This is a genomic window from Altererythrobacter sp. KTW20L, assembly GCF_023501975.1.
Lineage (GTDB): Bacteria > Pseudomonadota > Alphaproteobacteria > Sphingomonadales > Sphingomonadaceae > Alteraurantiacibacter.
Genome location: NZ_JAMFLH010000012.1, coordinates 130,262 through 147,432, shown reverse-complemented (window position 1 = coordinate 147,432; position 17,171 = coordinate 130,262). Strand labels below are relative to the sequence as shown.

The 17,171-nt window shown below is 64.0% G+C and carries 15 protein-coding genes; 10 read left to right on the top strand and 5 right to left on the bottom strand.

The window, feature by feature from the left end:
- Positions 1 to 162 precede the first annotated feature (162 nt).
- On the bottom strand, positions 163 to 2,616 hold the full coding sequence (gene glyS / locus M3P36_RS13165; RefSeq protein WP_249704144.1) for a glycine--tRNA ligase subunit beta: 2,454 nt from the start codon (positions 2,614 to 2,616) through the stop codon (positions 163 to 165).
- Positions 2,613 to 3,512, bottom strand: coding sequence for a glycine--tRNA ligase subunit alpha (locus M3P36_RS13160; protein WP_249704154.1), 900 nt, complete (start codon positions 3,510 to 3,512; stop codon positions 2,613 to 2,615). Before M3P36_RS13160 ends, glyS begins: the two co-directional genes overlap by 4 nt.
- Positions 3,513 to 3,635: 123 nt before the next feature.
- Here M3P36_RS13160 and M3P36_RS13155 point away from each other — a divergent pair, with 123 nt between their 5' ends.
- The 7 genes from M3P36_RS13155 to ychF all read left to right on the top strand — a co-directional run bounded on the left by M3P36_RS13155 (position 3,636) and on the right by ychF (position 9,687).
- Positions 3,636 to 4,601 (top strand): TraB/GumN family protein, encoded by a 966-nt coding sequence (locus M3P36_RS13155; protein ID WP_249704143.1) that lies wholly within the window; start codon positions 3,636 to 3,638, stop codon positions 4,599 to 4,601.
- 140 nt (positions 4,602 to 4,741) lie between these two features.
- Positions 4,742 to 5,650, top strand: a complete 909-nt coding sequence (locus tag M3P36_RS13150) for a TraB/GumN family protein (RefSeq protein WP_249704142.1) — start codon at positions 4,742 to 4,744, stop codon at positions 5,648 to 5,650.
- Complete coding sequence (locus M3P36_RS13145) at positions 5,647 to 6,519, top strand: TraB/GumN family protein (protein WP_249704141.1); 873 nt, start codon at positions 5,647 to 5,649, stop codon at positions 6,517 to 6,519. Before M3P36_RS13150 ends, M3P36_RS13145 begins: the two co-directional genes overlap by 4 nt.
- Before the next feature lie 106 nt (positions 6,520 to 6,625).
- The gene (locus M3P36_RS13140) at positions 6,626 to 7,258 is read left to right on the top strand and encodes a 50S ribosomal protein L25/general stress protein Ctc (RefSeq protein ID WP_249704140.1); all 633 of its coding nucleotides are present in this window, start codon (positions 6,626 to 6,628) and stop codon (positions 7,256 to 7,258) included.
- A 102-nt stretch (positions 7,259 to 7,360) separates the two neighbouring features.
- Complete coding sequence (gene pth / locus M3P36_RS13135) at positions 7,361 to 7,930, top strand: aminoacyl-tRNA hydrolase (protein ID WP_249704139.1); 570 nt, start codon at positions 7,361 to 7,363, stop codon at positions 7,928 to 7,930.
- 163 nt (positions 7,931 to 8,093) lie between these two features.
- The gene (locus M3P36_RS13130) at positions 8,094 to 8,417 is read left to right on the top strand and encodes a PEP-CTERM sorting domain-containing protein (RefSeq protein WP_249704138.1); all 324 of its coding nucleotides are present in this window, start codon (positions 8,094 to 8,096) and stop codon (positions 8,415 to 8,417) included.
- A gap of 169 nt (positions 8,418 to 8,586) precedes the next feature.
- Positions 8,587 to 9,687 carry a redox-regulated ATPase YchF gene (ychF, locus tag M3P36_RS13125; protein WP_249704137.1) on the top strand — a complete coding sequence of 367 codons (1,101 nt, stop codon included), beginning with the start codon at positions 8,587 to 8,589 and terminating at the stop codon, positions 9,685 to 9,687.
- An 85-nt stretch (positions 9,688 to 9,772) separates the two neighbouring features.
- Here ychF and M3P36_RS13120 read toward each other — a convergent pair whose 3' ends face one another.
- On the bottom strand, positions 9,773 to 11,035 hold the full coding sequence (locus M3P36_RS13120; RefSeq protein ID WP_249704136.1) for a hypothetical protein: 1,263 nt from the start codon (positions 11,033 to 11,035) through the stop codon (positions 9,773 to 9,775).
- 431 nt (positions 11,036 to 11,466) lie between these two features.
- Here M3P36_RS13120 and gyrA point away from each other — a divergent pair, with 431 nt between their 5' ends.
- Positions 11,467 to 14,139, top strand: coding sequence for a DNA gyrase subunit A (gene gyrA / locus M3P36_RS13115; protein ID WP_502798384.1), 2,673 nt, complete (start codon positions 11,467 to 11,469; stop codon positions 14,137 to 14,139).
- A gap of 60 nt (positions 14,140 to 14,199) precedes the next feature.
- The gene (locus M3P36_RS13110; RefSeq protein ID WP_249704134.1) at positions 14,200 to 14,613 is read left to right on the top strand and encodes an ester cyclase; all 414 of its coding nucleotides are present in this window, start codon (positions 14,200 to 14,202) and stop codon (positions 14,611 to 14,613) included.
- A gap of 16 nt (positions 14,614 to 14,629) precedes the next feature.
- Here the strand turns inward: M3P36_RS13110 and M3P36_RS13105 are convergent, their stop codons facing one another.
- Positions 14,630 to 15,292, bottom strand: a complete 663-nt coding sequence (locus tag M3P36_RS13105) for a lysoplasmalogenase (RefSeq protein ID WP_249704133.1) — start codon at positions 15,290 to 15,292, stop codon at positions 14,630 to 14,632.
- A 45-nt stretch (positions 15,293 to 15,337) separates the two neighbouring features.
- Between M3P36_RS13105 and trmFO the strand changes: the two genes are divergently transcribed.
- Positions 15,338 to 16,702 carry a methylenetetrahydrofolate--tRNA-(uracil(54)-C(5))-methyltransferase (FADH(2)-oxidizing) TrmFO gene (gene trmFO / locus M3P36_RS13100; RefSeq protein ID WP_249704132.1) on the top strand — a complete coding sequence of 455 codons (1,365 nt, stop codon included), beginning with the start codon at positions 15,338 to 15,340 and terminating at the stop codon, positions 16,700 to 16,702.
- A gap of 1 nt (position 16,703) precedes the next feature.
- On the opposite strand, the gene M3P36_RS13095 is transcribed toward trmFO, so the two are convergent.
- The gene (locus M3P36_RS13095; protein ID WP_249704131.1) at positions 16,704 to 17,171 is read right to left on the bottom strand and encodes an EF-hand domain-containing protein; all 468 of its coding nucleotides are present in this window, start codon (positions 17,169 to 17,171) and stop codon (positions 16,704 to 16,706) included.

Genomic DNA, 17,171 nt, shown 5'->3' with positions numbered 1-17,171 from the left:
GCCGAAAAGATAGACCGAATTCGCCATTACCTGCCCCATCCATATTGCCGAAGGTGACACAAGTGACACCGCGTCACTTTAAATGTTGCCAGTAAGCCACTGGAAAGCATCAGCTTTCTATTCAGCGGACAAAGTGACACACCCCCGGAAGAATTGCGCCTGTCAGCCCTCGATACGCGAGAAATCCGCCACATTGTGCACTGCAGCACGGAATCGTGCAAGCAGGGCAAGGCGCTGCGACCGCTTGGCCGGGTCCGCGTCATTCACCGTCACAGTTTCAAAGAACGCATCGATCGGTGCGCGCAAGCTGGCCAGCGCCGACATGGCCCCGGCAAAATCCTCCGCCGCAATGGCGCTTTCCGCCTTAGGCTCGGCAGCGTCGAGCGCTTCGATCAGCGCCTTTTCGGCAGGTTCGGGCGTGTAGGAAAGGTTCTCCGGCGTCCGCATCGCCATCTTGGCATCGATCACTGCTTTCAGGTCCGGATCATCGACGCCCGACAGCGGGTCTTCCTCGCCCGTCTGCGAGAGCTCGCCCTCCACGCCCTGCCAGTCCTCCTTCTTGAGGATATTGGCGGCGCGCTTGTATCCCGCGAGCAGGTTGGCGCCGTCTGCCGTCTCGACATAGCTTTGCAATGCAGTCACCCTTGCCAGCAGGCGGACAAGATCGTCCTCGCCTCCCAGAGCAAACACCGCATCGATCAAATCGTGCCTGACACCGGCTTCGCGCTGCTGGACTTTGAGGCGGTCGATCGCGAAGGATCGGAAGTCTTTCCAGCAAGAAGCATAGTCAGCGAAGTGAGGCTTATCCCCTCCAGAAGCAGAGTGGGATGCCATGACCAACTGCCCTCTGATGTGGAGTTGAAAGTTCTTGCCATCTTTAAATGCGAATTCGACATTAGGGTAATAGGTGATCAAGTCTAGCCAGCGCTCGCGCCGAGAAACGTCCTTGAACATCTTGTCTTCGATCGCAGCGAGCCATCCAGTCCACGCCACGAAATAATAGGCGACCGAAAATAGGTCCTCCAGTTGAACCCTTATTTGGCTGGTGAGCAGAAGCGACTCCACAGCGATAATGGCACGCCTGAGAGCGAACGGGTCCTTGGACCCCGTAGGTTTCTCACCGATTGCAAAAAAGCTCGCCAGCGTATCCAGCTTATCCGCCAAACTCACTGCCACGGTCACCGGCGCGGTCGGTACGTCGTCCCCCTGCCCGACCGGCTTGTAGTGGTCGCGGATGGCGTCGGCCACGGCATCGGGCAGGCCTTCGGCGCGAGCGTAGTAGCCGCCCATCAGGCCCTGCAGTTCGGGGAATTCGCCGACCATGTCGGTAACGAGGTCGGCCTTGCACAGGCGTGCGGCCTGTTCGGCGAGATCGGCGAGCTTCTCCCTCTCCCCTTCAGGGGAGGGGGTCGGGGGGTGGGGGACTGCGAGCGCGGCGTCTGCCGCCCCCATACCCAACCCTCTCCCCTGAAGGGGAGAGGGCTTCACAATCCCCTCTTCAACCAGCCACCGCGCCAGCTTGGCCACCCGCTCGACCTTGTCGGCCACGGTTCCCAGCTTCTCGTGGAAAGTGATGCGCGACAATTTCTCCGCCTGCTGCGCCAGCGGCACCTTGCGGTCCTGCTCCCAGAAAAAGCGCGCATCGCTGAGGCGCGCGGCGAGAACCTTGCGGTTGCCATCGACCACCACGGCGGGATCGTCGGCCACGATGTTGGCGGTGCAGACGAAGGCGTTGGCGAGCTTGCGGTCCTCCCCGGCACGGGGAGGATATTCGCACACGAAATACTTCTGGTTGACCCGCGCGGTCAGCTGGATCACCTCGGGCGGGACATCGAGGAAGCTTTCATCGAACCGGCCGAGCAGCGGCACCGGCCATTCGGTGAGGCCGGCGTTCTCGATCACCAGCCCTTCGTCTTCCACCAGCACCAGCCCTTCGGCCAGCGCGGCGGCGCGGGCCAGTTCGCGGATAGTATTCTGTCGCTCCTCATGATCGACGATCACGTGGCAGGCGCGCAGCTTGTCCTGATAGTCGCTGGCGCTGCCGATGGTGATTTCGCCCGGGCAGTGGAACCGGTGGCCGCGCGTGGCATAGCCGCTGGCTACGCCGCCCGCCTCGTATTCAACCAGGTCTTCGCCCAGGATCGCCACGATGCCGGACAAGGGCCGCACCCAGCGCGCGCTTTCAGTGCTGACCGAGGCCGCGCCCCAGCGCATCGACTTGGGCCAGGGGAAGGCACGGATGATGGCGGGAATGGCTTCCGCCAGCACGTCCTTCACCGCACGGCCGGGCTTTTCCACCACGGCGTAATAGACCCCGTCGCGTTCCTCCAGCTGGTCCTGTGTCAGCCCTGTCTTGCGCAGGAAGCCTTCCAGCGCCTGCGGCGGCGCTGAGGTGCGCGGGCCCTTGGTTTCCTCGCTCACGCTCTCGGTCGTCAGCGGCAGGTCGCGGGCAATCAGCGCAAGTCGGCGCGGGGTGGACCATATGGTGAGTTCGCCCACTTCCACACCCGCCGCGCCCATCTGCGCCCGGAACAGCTTTTCGAGGTCAGCGCGGGCGCCGGCCTGCATCCGCGCCGGGATTTCCTCGCACCTGAGTTCGAGCAGGAAGTCGCTCATGCGCTCCACTCCGGATATTTTGCGGCCCAGCCTGCGGCTTCCTTGGCCATGTGCGCCTCGCAAGAGCCGCGCGCCAGTTCGCGCACGCGGGCCATGTAGCTGGCGCGTTCCTGCACGGAGATCACGCCGCGTGCCTGCAACAGGTTGAACAGGTGGCTGGCCTCCACTGCCTGCTCATAGGCGGCAATCGGCACGCCCGCATCGAGTGAGCGCTGGCACTCCGCCTCGGCCCGGCGAAAGCCCTCGAACAGGCTGTCGGTATCGGCAATCTCGAAGTTCCACTTCGACATCTGGCGTTCGTTTTCGAGGAACACGTCTCCGTAGGTCACGCCGCGACCGTTGAAATCGAGGTCGTACACGTTGTCCACGCCCTGGATATACATCGCCAGGCGTTCCAGCCCGTAAGTCAGCTCGCCCGCCACCGGCTTGCAATCGAACCCGCCCATCTGCTGGAAATAGGTGAACTGCGTCACCTCCATCCCGTCGCACCAGACTTCCCAGCCCAGCCCCCAGGCGCCCAGCGTGGGGCTTTCCCAGTCATCTTCCACAAAGCGGATGTCGTGCTTGAGCGGATCGATACCGATCACCTCGAGGCTTTTGAGGTAAAGCTCCTGGATGTCCGGCGGGCTCGGCTTCAGGATCACCTGGTACTGGTAATAATGCTGCAGCCGGTTGGGGTTCTCGCCATAGCGGCCATCGGTCGGGCGGCGGCAGGGCTGGACGAAGGCGGCGTTCCACGGCTCCGGACCCAGTGCGCGCAGGGTGGTGGCAGTGTGGAAGGTGCCCGCGCCCATGCGCATGTCATAGGGTTGCAGGATCAGGCAGCCCTGCGCGCTCCAGAAATCGTGGAGCGCGAGGATCATGTCCTGGAAGCTGGTCTGCGGTGTCCGTTCCATCATCACCCGTGGATTTGTATCAATCGGTAGCCGGATAGCATGGGCGCGCCATGGCTCATGGCGGTTGGAGCGTCAATGCTGGCGACACTTGACACTTGCCCCTGTCAGGAGCCTTTTGCGCCGATGAACAGGATCGTCTCCGCTCTCGCCCTTGCGGCACTTTCGCTCGCCATGCCGCTCGCCTCCCCCGTTGCGGCGCAGGAAGCCCCCGCCCTGCCCCCTGCGCTGGTGCAGAATTACGATCCCGCGCCTGCCATGTGGAAGCTGGCCGACGAGGATACCACGATCTACCTGCTCGGCACGGTCCACCTGCTGCCCGAGGGCTTCCGCTGGCGCAATCCCCAGCTCGATGCCATCGTCGGGGAAGTGGAAGAACTAGTGCTGGAAAGCTCCGATGCCGATGCCGCAGCCAGCATTGCCGCGCTTGATGGCAAGTTCCTCCGCCTGCTCGAAAGCCGCCCGCCCACCTCCGCCCAGCTCGCTCCAGCGGCGCGCAGCAAGTGGCGGCGGCTGGTCGAACAGCAGGGCCTCTTTTTCGAAGAAGTCGATCGCCTGCCGCTGGTGGTGGCCTTGATGGGCTTCGGCATGGGCGGCGAGGAGACCGGCCTGTCGAGCTATGAATATGGCGTGGAAACCGTGCTGGAAGCCGAATTCGCCGCCTCCGGTCGGCCCGTATCGTCGATCGAGGACACCGGGCGGGTGATGATGTCGCTCTACCGGATCGACGACAACCTGCTGCTGCGCGACCTGGAGCGTGACCTGATCCGCTGGGACGGGCGCAGCGCCAGCATGTTCCTCGGCCTGGGCGAGACATCCGGCGAGGACAACGACTGGGAGCTGGAACACGCCTGGGCACGCGGGGAACTGCAGGAGACGATCGACCTCGGCATGTCCGACACCAAGGCCGGCGTCGCCTTCCACCGCGCCCTCCTCACCAACCGCAACCGCCGGTGGGCCACCTGGCTGGAAGATCGGCTGGACGAGCCCGGCACCATCCTCGTCGCCGTGGGAGCAGCCCATTTCGAGGGTAACGATTCGGTGCTGGTGCGATTGCAAGAGCTGGGGCTTGTGGCCGAACGGCTGAACTGAAAGTCCGGTTAACTGAACCGCTCCCGACGCGAGCATTCCTTAAATTCCTGACGTTTTTCTGCTTTCCGGGCAGCTGGTTCTGGCGTCGCAACTGCTGACCCCCTATCTAGCTTCCGTTCGTCGCAAGGATCTCCCGCATCATGACCATCAAGCGCCTGCTCGTCGCCACCGCTGCCCTGTTCGGCCTGGCCCTTTCCGCCTGCGCTGCGCCCGTCGCGACGACCGTGGCAGATGCGCCGCCGGTCGATGCGGTGAGCGGCCCCGCCCTGTGGCAGCTGGCCGACGAGGATACCACGATCTACCTGTTCGGCACGGTCCACGTCCTGCCCGATGGCATCGAGTGGTATGACCAGCGCATTGCCCGGGCCTTCGAGGCTTCCGACGTGCTGGTGACAGAAGTCGATGTTGGCGACCAGGCGGCCATGGCAAGCTATATCGCCGGGGCCGCTGCGCTGGAAAGCGGGCAGACCCTGCGCGGGCTGATGGCTGACGACAGCCGCGTGAAATACGAAGCCGCACTTACCGTGCTTGGCCTGCCGGTCAACGCGCTCGACAGCTACGAGCCGTGGTTCGCCGCGCTCAACCTCAGCGTGCTGCCGTTGCTCCAGGCCGGCTATAATCCTACCACCGGCGTGGAGATGGCCCTTGCCGCCCGTGCGGCAGGCAAGCAGCGCGACGAGCTGGAGACTATCGAGCAGCAGATCGGCCTGTTCGATGGCATGGCCATGGAGTACCAGCTGACCTATCTCGATGCCACGGTCGAAGGCATGGACGAAGTCGTGCCGATGGTGAACGAGATGGTCTCCGTCTGGCTGCAAGGAGATGCTGTCCGACTGGCCGAAATCATGAACAGCGAAATGGACGACGATTACCTCTACAACCGCCTGCTGATCGACCGGAACACCACCTGGGTGCAGTGGATCGAGCGGCGGATGGAACAGCCGGGCACGGTGTTCCTGGCCGTCGGCGCAGGCCACCTTGCCGGGGCTGGCAGCGTGCAGGACCAGCTTGAGCAGCGCGGCCACACGGTAACGCGCATCTGGAAATGATCGCGCGGCTGGTCCTCGGGCTGGCGGTTCTGCTGGCCTTGGCCGGCTGCGGGACCGCAGCGGATCGCGACTGGCCCGAGCCTTCGCCCGCACTGTGGGAGGTCACTTCTCCAGAAGGCCAAAAGGCCTGGCTGTTCGGCACGGTCCACGCCCTGCCTGCAGGGGCAGAATGGCGGACACCGGCGGTGGACGACGCTTTTTCTGAGGCGGGACTGCTAGTGGTCGAAATCGCCGAACTGGGCGACCAGGCGGCGTCTTTTCCGGTGTTCCAGCGGCTCGCCTATTCACCCGGCCTCCCCGCCCTGACTGCACGTGTATCGGGCGAGGAACGCGAGGCCGTGGAAGCCCTGCTGGAACAGGCGGGCGCCAACGAAGCGGACTATGCCGAAATGGAAAGCTGGGCGGCGGCCATGGTCCTGGCAGGCGGCGTGCGCAGCGGCGATCCGGAGCTGGGGGTGGACAGGCAACTACTGGGCAGCGGAAAACAGGCCGGGAAGCAGGCCATGGGGCTGGAAAGCTACGAGCAGCAGTTTGCCCTGTTCGACAGCCTACCGCAGACCGAGCAGGATGATCTGCTGGTGGCCGTGGCGCGCGAGGCGGCGGGCGATCCGGCGCAGGGTCTGCGGCTCTGGCTGGCGGGTGACATGGACGGGCTGGAGGTTCTTGGCAACGCCGGGATGCTGGGCGATCCCGAACTGCGCGAAGCCCTGCTCGATGCCCGCAACCGCGACTGGGTGGTGCGCATTGCTCCGCTGGTGGGCGAGGGGCGTCGGCCCTTCGTAGCCGTCGGCGCGGCGCATATGCTGGGCGACGGCGGCCTGCCTGCACTGCTCGCCGCGCGCGGCTTTACCGTCAGGCGTATCCAATAACCTTGCTTTCGGCGTGGGTCCTGCTAAAGGCCCGCGCTTCCCCCGTCATGGTCATCCCTGGAGGCGTGGCGGGAGGATACCAACACGCATTCGAAAGGCTTTTATCATGAGCGATGCTCTGAACCTGCCGGCCGAAGCACGCGACCGGGCTGGCAAGGGAGCCTCCCGGGCATTGCGTCGCGAAGGCCGCGTACCTGCCGTCATCTATGGCGGCAACGAAGAACCCACCACGATCCACGTGGAAGAAAAGCTGCTGATGAAGCAACTGATGACCGGCCACTTCATGAACTCGATCGTGATGATCGAACTGGGTGGCAAGTCGCTGCGCACCCTGCCCAAGGATGTGGCCTTCCATCCCGTGTCCGATCGCCCGATCCACGTCGATTTCCTGCGCCTTGCAAAGGGTTCGTCGATCGAGGTCGAAGTGCCGGTGGTGTTCATCAACGAGGAAGCCAGCCCGGGCCTGAAGCGCGGTGCCGTGCTCAACATCGTGCGTCACGAACTGGCGCTGGTCTGCGATGCCGACAAGATCCCGAGCGAGATCGAAATCGACGTGACCGGCCTCGACGTGGGCGATTCGATCCACATCAGCAGCGTCACCCTGCCCGCCGGCAGCACCAGCGCGATCACTGACCGCGATTTCACCATCGCCACCGTGGTTGCTCCGTCGGCGCTGCGTCGTTCGGATGCGGAAGCAGCCGGCGGCGAAGGCGAAGAAGAAGCCGCGACCGAAGAATAACCAGGCAGCGGACGGGTCATCCGTCCCACATGCCGCAAGGTTCGGGGCTGGCAGCGATGCCGGCCCCTTTCCTTTTGCTGATACAACAGGAATAAGCACGCCATGCAGATCTGGACCGGCCTCGGCAATCCCGGCCCTTCCTACGCCATGCACCGGCACAATGTCGGCTTCATGGCGGCAGACGTGCTGGCCGACATGCACAGCTTCGGCCCGGTCCAGAAGAAGTTCCAGGGCTGGGTCCAGGAAGGCCGCATCGGGACCGAGAAGATCCTGCTCCTCAAACCCGCCACCTTCATGAACGAAAGCGGCCGCGCGGTGGGCGAGGCGCTGCGCTTCTACAAGCTGGGGCCGGAGGCCCTGACGGTATTCCACGACGAGCTCGATCTCGCCCCCTTCAAGGTCAAGGTAAAGGTCGGCGGGGGCACGGCGGGACATAATGGCCTGCGCTCCATCGACCAGCACATCGGCCCCGATTTCCGCCGCGTGCGACTCGGCATCGGCCACCCCGGCCACAAGGACCGGGTCCACGGCTATGTCCTGGGCAACTATGCCAAGGCCGAGATGGACGACCTTATCACCATGCTCGGGGCCATGGGCGGCGCGGCCGAATGGCTGGCCAAGGGTGACGACACCCGCTTCATGACCGACGTGGCCTTGCGCCAGCAGGGCTGACAGGAATTTTCCCCAATTCTGTCGGAACTTTTGACAAGTCACCCCAACCCCGAATCCCGTTAACCACTGCAATCGGCAGAAATCTGCGATTGGCACGGGCTTTGCGATGCATTCTCCAGAATTTCAGTAACCACTCCCAGTTTTGCATTCAGGGGAATTGCACATGTTCAAGAAAACCGTTCTCGCCGTGGCCGTTGCTTCGATCTCGGTCTGGTCCGTTCCGGCTTCGGCCACCTGGTCCTGGTGGGGCAGCTCGTCCTCGTCGGGCGGCTATTGCAAGAAGGACTGCTCGGGCAGCACCTCGACGTCGTCGAGCACCAGCACGTCGACTTCGACCAGCACCTCGACCTCCAGCACGGGCGGCACAACCAGCACCACCAGCGGTGTGCAGGTTCCCGAACCCGGCATGCTGGGCATGTTCGGCCTCGGCCTCGCCGGCCTCGCCTTTGCGCGTCGCCGTCGCCAGACCGGCCGCAAGCAGGCCTGATAGCCACCCTCAGTCGTACCCAAGTCCAAGGGCGGGCACCTTCTCCTGGGTGTCCGCCCTTACCCGTTCTGGGGCAGGGATTTAGGGTCAGGGAAAGGTCCTGCGGCATTGCCTCGCGCCGGACAGCAGCCTAAGGCGCGCCATCTTCCGGATATGAAGGACAACAAAGATGGGATTCCGCTGCGGGATCGTGGGCCTGCCCAATGTCGGCAAATCAACCCTGTTCAACGCGCTGACCGAGACGCAGGCAGCCCAGGCTGCCAACTATCCGTTCTGCACGATCGAACCCAACGTGGGCAATGTAGGCGTGCCCGATCCGCGGCTCGACAAGCTGGCCGCAATTGCAGGCAGCCAGAAGATCATCCCCACCCAGCTTGGCTTCGTAGATATCGCCGGTCTCGTGCGCGGCGCTTCGAAGGGCGAAGGGCTCGGCAACCAGTTCCTCGGCAATATCCGCGAGGTGGATGCTATTGTCCACGTGCTGCGCTGCTTTGAAAACGATGACATCCAGCATGTCGATAACAAGGTCGATCCGATCTCCGACGCGGAAACGGTGGAAACCGAACTGATGCTGTCCGACCTCGAAAGCCTGGAAAAGCGCGTTCCCGCCGCGCAGAAAAAAGGCGCGCAGGGCGACAAGGAACAGAAGCTGATCGCCGTGGTGCTTGGCAAGGCGCTCGACCTGTTGCGCGATGGCAAGCCCGCCCGGCTGGTTGAACTGGCCGACGAGGAAGAAGCGCGGGTCTTCGCCCAGGCACAGCTGCTGACCGCCAAGCCGGTGCTATACGTCTGCAATGTCGAGGAAGAGAGCGCGGCCGAGGGCAATGCCTTTTCTGCCCGCGTGTTCGAGAAGGCAAAGGCCGACGGCGCCAATGCAGTGATCGTGTCGGCCGCCATCGAAAGCGAACTGGTCGGCATGGATGCCGAAGAACGCATGGTGTTCCTGGCGGAGATGGGCCTCCATGAAACCGGCCTCGCCCGCGTGATACGCTCGGGTTACGATCTGTTGCACCTCATCACCTTCTTCACCGTAGGCCCCAAGGAAGCGCGCGCCTGGACCGTGCACAAGGGAGCCAAGGCCCCGCAGGCCGCCGGCGAGATCCACACCGATTTCGAGCGCGGCTTCATCCGCGCCGAAACGATCGCCTATGACGACTACATCGCCCTCAATGGCGAGGCCGGAGCCAAGGAAGCGGGCAAGCTGCGGCAGGAAGGCAAGGAATATGTCGTGCAGGACGGTGATGTGCTGCACTTCAAGTTCAACGTCTGATCGCAATCGCCGCAAAAACGAAACGGCGCGGGAAGCGTCTAGCCTCCCGCGCCGTTCGCGTGATCAGTTTAGCTTGAGCGTGGATTCAGCCCTGGCTGGCGGCGTAAGTCGCCCACAATCTTGCAACCGTGGCGCGCGGGCCGGTCACCTGCGAAAGGGTCGCTGCACCAGCGGCGTTCTTGCCCTGGCGGACCTGGGCCATGCCCAGGCGGGTTTGCGCGGTAGCCGTATCGGCCCCGCCCTTTTCGACTGCCAGGGCGTACATTTCCTCGGCCCCGGCAAAATCGTTCAGGGAATAGAGCACATCACCCGCTACCAGCGCATCCCGGCCATTCGCCGAACCGCGCGCTTCGGCCACCAGTGACGGTGCTTCGGCCCGGTCGCCGGCCATGCGATCAGCAACAACATCGCGTATCTCGGTGGTATAGTTATCGCCTTCGGCCAGATGGCCGGCCGCGACTGCCTCGCCGAGCACAGCGGACACCTCGTTCGACATGATGCGCGGATCGGCGTCCTCGATATAGCGGATATATTCCGACCGCTCGGTCAGCGTGTTGGTCAGCCGCATCAAGCGCATCAGGTCAAGCCGCGCCTGGGGATCGAAGTCCCCCAGCGAATTGGCGACCTGCAGTGCGCGCAGCCAGTTTTCCTGGGTGGGGTGATAGGTCACCAGCATGATCGAGGCATCGATTGCTTCGTCCAACAGGTTGGAATTGTAGGCCGCCTGCAGGCTGCGCAATACCCACTGCTGCGGCACGTCGCCGCCGGCAGCTGCGGTCGTCTCGATCACGCGCCTGATATAGGCCAGCCCGCCTGCGGCGTTGCCTTCCTGGTAATAGGTTTCGGCGATCAGGCCGTGCACATCGCCATCGGCATAGTTGTTCTGCTGGGCAAGCTGCAGCGCAGCGCGGGCAGCGGCATAATCTTGCGCGTTGAAAGCCAGGCTGCCGACGAACCAGTTGAAGAGGCCGACCTGCTCGGGCGCGACCTTGCCGCTGGCGAGCTGCAATTCGAGGCCCTGGCGCTGCCAGGTGGCGTTTTCCGCCTTGTTGCCCGCGATCAGGATCAGGTTGCCCGCAGCAAATTTCTCGTCAGCGGTCTGGGCGGCTGCCACGATCGCGGGGAACTGGCCAGCCACCGATGCCACATCGCCGCCTTCGGCATTCACCACATCTGCAGCGGGGGTGTAGATATCGACGAAAGCCCGTGAATATTCCTGGGCTGAAGCAGGAGCCGACACCACAGCGCCGGCGGCAAGGCCTGCCCCGGTCAGCGCCACGGCCATGGCCAGAGCGGAAACAATGTTCTTGGCCGACTTGCGGCCTGCGAGAACGGAGTGGCGAAGCATCAATCAACTCTCCTGAAGTGTATTGCGGACCCGAAACTGCTGGCGAAAACGCCCCCGGCTACCCATATTCCGGTACGGTCCGCGCTAGTGCAATGGAATGATCCGTATTGCAATTGGGTGTTACGGCCCGGGGACTGAACGCCATTTGAACACGGGCATAACCCCCCAGTTCATAATCGGTTTCATAATCGGGTCCCCACAGCTGGGCCTAGCTGCCCTTTAGGGTGCCTCCAAGTGTGGATAAAGGGCCTCCGGCAGGGTTGAACAGGGCCGCGCCGCTGGCTTGTACCCGCCCCTTCCCCTAGGGTCGGATACGTCTCCAGCAGATCAGAACAACGGACGGGTGACAACCGCAGGTGAGTGACGAAATCGACAATGTGACCCCGCCCGAAGGCGCGTGGGAATACGAACGCATCGACATCGTCGATGAGATGAAGGCGAGCTATCTCGATTACGCGATGAGCGTGATCGTGAGCCGCGCCCTGCCCGACGTGCGCGACGGGTTGAAGCCGGTGCACCGCCGCATCCTCTATGCCAGCCAGGAAGGCGGATTCGTCGCCGGGCGGCCATATCGCAAGAGCGCCAAGATCGTCGGCGACGTGATGGGCAACTACCACCCGCATGGTGACAGCGCGATCTATGACGCGCTGGCGCGCATGACGCAGGACTGGTCGATGCGCGTGCCGCTGATCGACGGCCAGGGCAACTTCGGCAGCATGGACCCCGATCCGCCCGCCTCGATGCGCTATACCGAAGCGCGGCTGGCCCGCGTGGCCAATGCCCTGCTGGATGATCTCGACAAGGATACGGTCGATTTCATCGACAACTATGACGGTTCGCGGCAGGAACCTTCGGTCCTCCCCGCCCGCTTCCCCAACCTGCTGGTCAACGGCGCGGGCGGCATTGCGGTGGGCATGGCGACCAATATCCCGCCGCACAACCTGGGCGAAGTGATCGACGGCTGCCTAGCCTATATGGACAACCCGGCGATCACCAGCGAGGAACTGGTCGAGATCATTCCCGGCCCCGATTTCCCGACTGCCCCGCTGATCCTGGGACAGCATGGCGCGAAATCAGCCTATACCACCGGTCGAGGGTCGATCCTCCAGCGCTGCCGCCACGAGATCGAGACCGGCCGGGGCGATCGCCAGTCGATCGTCCTCACCTCGATCCCGTTCCAGGTGGGCAAGTCCGGCCTGGTCGAGAAGATCGCCGACGCCGCCAAGGACAAGCGGATCGAGGGCGTTTCGGACATCCGTGACGAATCGAGTCGCGAAGGCATGCGTGTGGTTATCGACCTCAAGCGCGATGCCACGCCCGAAGTGGTGCTCAACCAGATCTGGCGCCACAGCCCGGCGCAATCCAGCTTCCCCGCCAACATGCTGGCGATCCGCGGTGGCCGGCCGGAAACGCTGATGCTGCGCGATTTCATCGCCGCCTTCATCAGTTTCCGCGAGCAGGTGATTACCCGCCGCACCAAGTTCGAACTGGCCAAGGCCCGCGACCGGGCGCACATCTTGCTCGGCCTCGTGGTCGCCGTGTCGAACATGGACGAGGTGGTGGTGATGATCCGCTCGTCGCCCAATCCGGGCGCCGCGCGAGCCAAGCTGCTGTCCAAGGATTGGCCGATCGGCGATATCGCGCCCTACATCAAGCTGGTCGAGGCGATCGAGCCCAATGCCACCGAGGCTGGCGGCACCTATCGCCTGTCCGAACGGCAGGTGAAAGCTATCCTCGACCTGCGCCTGCACCGTCTCACCGCGCTGGGCCGCGACGAGATCGGCGACGAGCTGAAGCAGCTGGCCATCGCCATCGAGGAATATCTCGCCATCCTGGCCGATCGTGCGCGGCTCTATGCCGTGATGCGCGCCGAGCTGACCGAGATCCGCGACGCCTATGCCACTCCGCGCGTCAGCGAAATCGCGCCCGCATGGGACGGGATCGAGGACGAGGACCTGATCGAGCGCGAGGAGATGGTCGTGACCGTCACTCTCGACGGCTATATCAAGCGCACGCCATTGAGCACCTTCCGCGCGCAGAACCGTGGCGGCAAGGGCCGCGCGGGGATGTCCACGAAGGAAGAGGATGCGGTGTCGAACATGTTCGTCACCAGCACCCACAACCCGGTGCTGTTCTTCTCGACCGCGGGCAAGGTCTATCGCCTCAAGGTGTGGAAGCTGCCGGAAGGCGGCCCCAACACGCGCGGTCGGCCCATCGTCAACCTGCTGCCCGCGCTCGACACCGGCGAGACCATCGCCACCGTCCTGCCGCTGCCAGAGGACGAAAGCACCTGGGGTGCGCTCAGCGTGGTCTTTGCCACGGCCAAGGGTAGCGTGCGGCGTAATTCGATGGATGCCTTCGCCAACGTGCCCAGCAACGGCAAGTTCGCCATGCGCTTCGAGGATGGCTCGGCCGACAAACTGATCGGCGTTGCCCTGCTCGATCCCGAGGATGACGTGCTGCTCGCCACGCGCGCGGGCAAGGCGATCCGTTTCGCGGGCGATGAAGTGCGCGAATTCACCAGTCGGACGTCCACCGGCGTGCGCGGCATGCTCCTCAAAAACGATGACGAGGTAGTATCGCTGTCGATCCTCCACCGCGTCGGCACATCGTCCGAAGAGCGCGAGGACTATGTCCGTTACGCTCCGTGGAAGCCCGAAAAGGAAGGCGAACCGTCGCTGACGGCGGAGCGCATGGCAGAACTCGCCGCGCGCGAGCAGTTCATCCTGACTGTCTGCGCCAATGGCTATGGCAAGCTGTCATCGGCCTATGAATATCGACGCACCGGTCGTGGTGGCCAGGGCATTACCAACATCGACAACATCGGCCGCAATGGCCCCGTGGTCGCCAGCTTCACCGCCACCCAGGGTGACCAGCTGATGCTGGTGACCGACCAGGCCAAGCTCATCCGTATCGGGCTCGACACCCTGCGCGTGATCGGGCGCGGTTCGGCCGGCGTGCGCCTGTTCAACGTGGCCGACAAGGAACAGGTCGTTTCCGCCGTCCGCCTCGACGAGGACGAAGAGCCGGAGAACGCGGCGGAGGAAGCCGTGGCCGAGGAGATCGCGGCGCGGGCTGCCGGGGGTGAGCCAAACGAGAATTGAGTCGCCTTCGGATTACTTGGGGCATAGCCTCTCCGTTGTTCAAAAGATGGAGGGACTGGGATGCCGATCAAGGACGATGCGCTCGCATTCTTCGATGCCTGCGAAACCGGCAAGGGCTGGGCCGTGTGCCAGCAATGGTGCAGGCCGGATGCTGTGTTTACGGCGCAGGCCGATGCGCTGGCCGGGGTAAACACCGTACAAGACTACACAGAATGGATGGCGCACCTCGCCCCTGCCCTGCCCGACATGCGCTATGAAATGCTCGGCTTTGCGGTCGATGAAGAGCGCAGCACAGTTGTCGGCGCGGCAGTGTTCCACGCCACCCATACGGGAGAAGGCGGCCCGGTGCCGCCCACGGGCAAATCGATCGCTTCGGATTATTGCTACGTCTTCCGGTTCAATGGCGGAAAAATAGCGAACATGACCAAGATCTGGAATGACGCCTACGCGATGCGCGAGGCAGGTTGGGCCTAGCGCACCTGGTCCCGCCTTACTGCACCACCCGCAATTCCGGATCGCGCTTGCGCAGGGTCTGCACTACACCGGTCGCGATCAGGAATATGCCGAGGTAGTAGGTCGGCCAGACCATGAACTGCGGCAGAAAGTGTCCGGCCAGCGGGCGCATTTCGGCGAAGATGAGCAGGTCGCTTGCCACGAACAGCATGGCCCCTGCCCCCACGCGATAGCGCGGGAAGCTGCTGGCCCAGGCGCTTGCCGCCATGCCGCCAAGGGCCAGGGCATAGAACACCACCTGCAGGTCTGCCGTCAGTAGCCAGGCGATCAGCGGGGTGAGCAGCAGCACCGCCACGGCCGTCGCGCGTTGCGAACCCTTCATATCCGGCCGCCGGTGGCGCAGGAACACGCCCATGGCCAGCACGTGGAACATGAAGAACAGCAGCCCGCCGATCTGCTGGTCCACCTGCATCGCCATGTCGCCCAGCGATGCCGCGCCCAGCCCCCAGGCCAGCAGCCGTGCGTCCGGTCCCGAGTGACGCACCCAGGCATAGACCCCCAGCATGGCCGCCGCCGCGCCCTTGACCGGGATCAGGTAGCCTTCGGGAAAGCTCGTCCAGCGCAGATAATAGAACGCCAGCGCCGCCGCCACGCTGAGCAGCAGGAAGGGACGTTTCTCGACCAGGGCGTGGCGTGACATGCTGCATCTCTTGACCGGAACGCCGCATGTCTGCAAGCGCGACGCATGACCTACGATGTGCATATCATTGGCGGCGGGCTGGCTGGCAGCGAAGCCGCATGGCAGCTCGCCCAGCGCGGGGTGAAGGTGCGCCTGTCGGAAATGCGCGGCGGCGGTGACGGCACGGCGGCCCATCACACCGATGGCCTGGCCGAACTCGTCTGCTCCAACTCGTTCCGGTCGGACGATGACGAGAAGAATGCCGTCGGCCTGCTCCACCACGAGATGCGACGGCTCGATTCGCTGATCATGCGCGCGGGCGAAGTGGCGCGCGTTCCCGCCGGCAGTGCCATGGCAGTTGACCGCGACGTGTTCAGCGCCGAGGTGCAGAAGGCGCTTGAAGGCCACCCGAACGTTACCGTGGTGCGCGAGCGCGTGGATCAGCTGCCTGCCAGCGGCCTCACTGTCGTCGCCACCGGCCCGCTTACCGCGCCGCAACTGGCGGACAGTATCGTGGCCGCCACGGGCAAGGACCGCCTCGCCTTCTTCGATGCCATTGCCCCTATCGTCCACCATGAAAGCATCGACATGTCGATCTGCTGGATGGCCGCGCGGTGGGACAAAGGTGGCAAGGACTACATCAACTGCCCGATGACGCGCGAGGAGTACTACGCCTTTGTCGATGGCCTGCTGGCGGCCGAAAAGGGCGACTTCAAGGAATGGGAAGCCAACACGCCCTATTTCGATGGCTGCATGCCCATCGAGGTGATGGCAGAGCGTGGGCGGGAAACATTGCGCTTCGGCCCGATGAAGCCCGTCGGCCTCGACAACCCCCACGCCGCCACGCCCGAATTCCCGCAGGGTCGCTGGCCCTATGCCGTGGTGCAACTGCGGCAGGACAACAAGCTGGGTACGCTGTGGAACATGGTCGGCTTCCAGACCAAGATGAAATACGGCGCGCAGGTGGAACTGTTCCGCACGATCCCCGGCCTGCAAGATGCGGAATTTGCCCGGCTGGGCGGAATGCACCGCAACACCTTCATCAACTCGCCCACCCTGCTTGACCGGCAGTTACGGTTGAAAGGTGCGGAACATATCCGCTTTGCGGGGCAAGTGACGGGCTGCGAAGGCTATATCGAGAGCGCCGCCGTGGGCATGCTGGCAGGGATGATGACAGCCGCCGAAGTGCAAGGCGCTAGCTGGCAGGGCCCGCCGCGCACCTCTGCCTGCGGCGCATTGCTGGCCCATATCACCGGCGATGCGGAAGCGAGCGACTACCAGCCGATGAACATCAATTTCGGCCTGTTCCCGCCCCTGCACGATGTGAACAAGAAATCGCGCAAGGAAGCCTATACCGGCCGCGCCAAGCAGGATTTCGGTGAGTGGCTGGCCCAATTGAGCAAGGCCGGGCTGGAGCGAGTACCCGCCTGATCTAGCAGTTGCACCGCGGGGTTTGCGTTGGCCGTGGCCTGGGGGCGCTGGTGGCGAATTCGGCAGGGCTGAGCCAGCCGTTGCCGTCGGCATCCATCCCGGCAAACCGTTCACTGGTCGTAACCGCCCATTCCTCGAAAGTCAGCAGGTTGTTGCCGTCGGTATCGAGCGCGCGGAAAGCGGCGGTGCGGCTGGACATCATCTCGTTGCGGGTGATCCGGCGGTCGCGGTCTGTGTCATAGCGGAAGAAGCGCTGCTCTTCTCGCGTGAGGCGCGTGCTTTGGGGCGGTGCCGGGCCCTGCAGCCCCGCAACGTCGGCCTCGGGCAGCGATCCGTCATCGGCGGAAGCAGGCGTAACCGGTACCGGCGGCGGCGCACCTGCCTCGACCTGGGCCCGGCCCTGGAGCCAGAACAGCCCCGTGCCAACCATCAGCAATGCCACGAAGGCCCCCAGTACGACCCGGTTCAT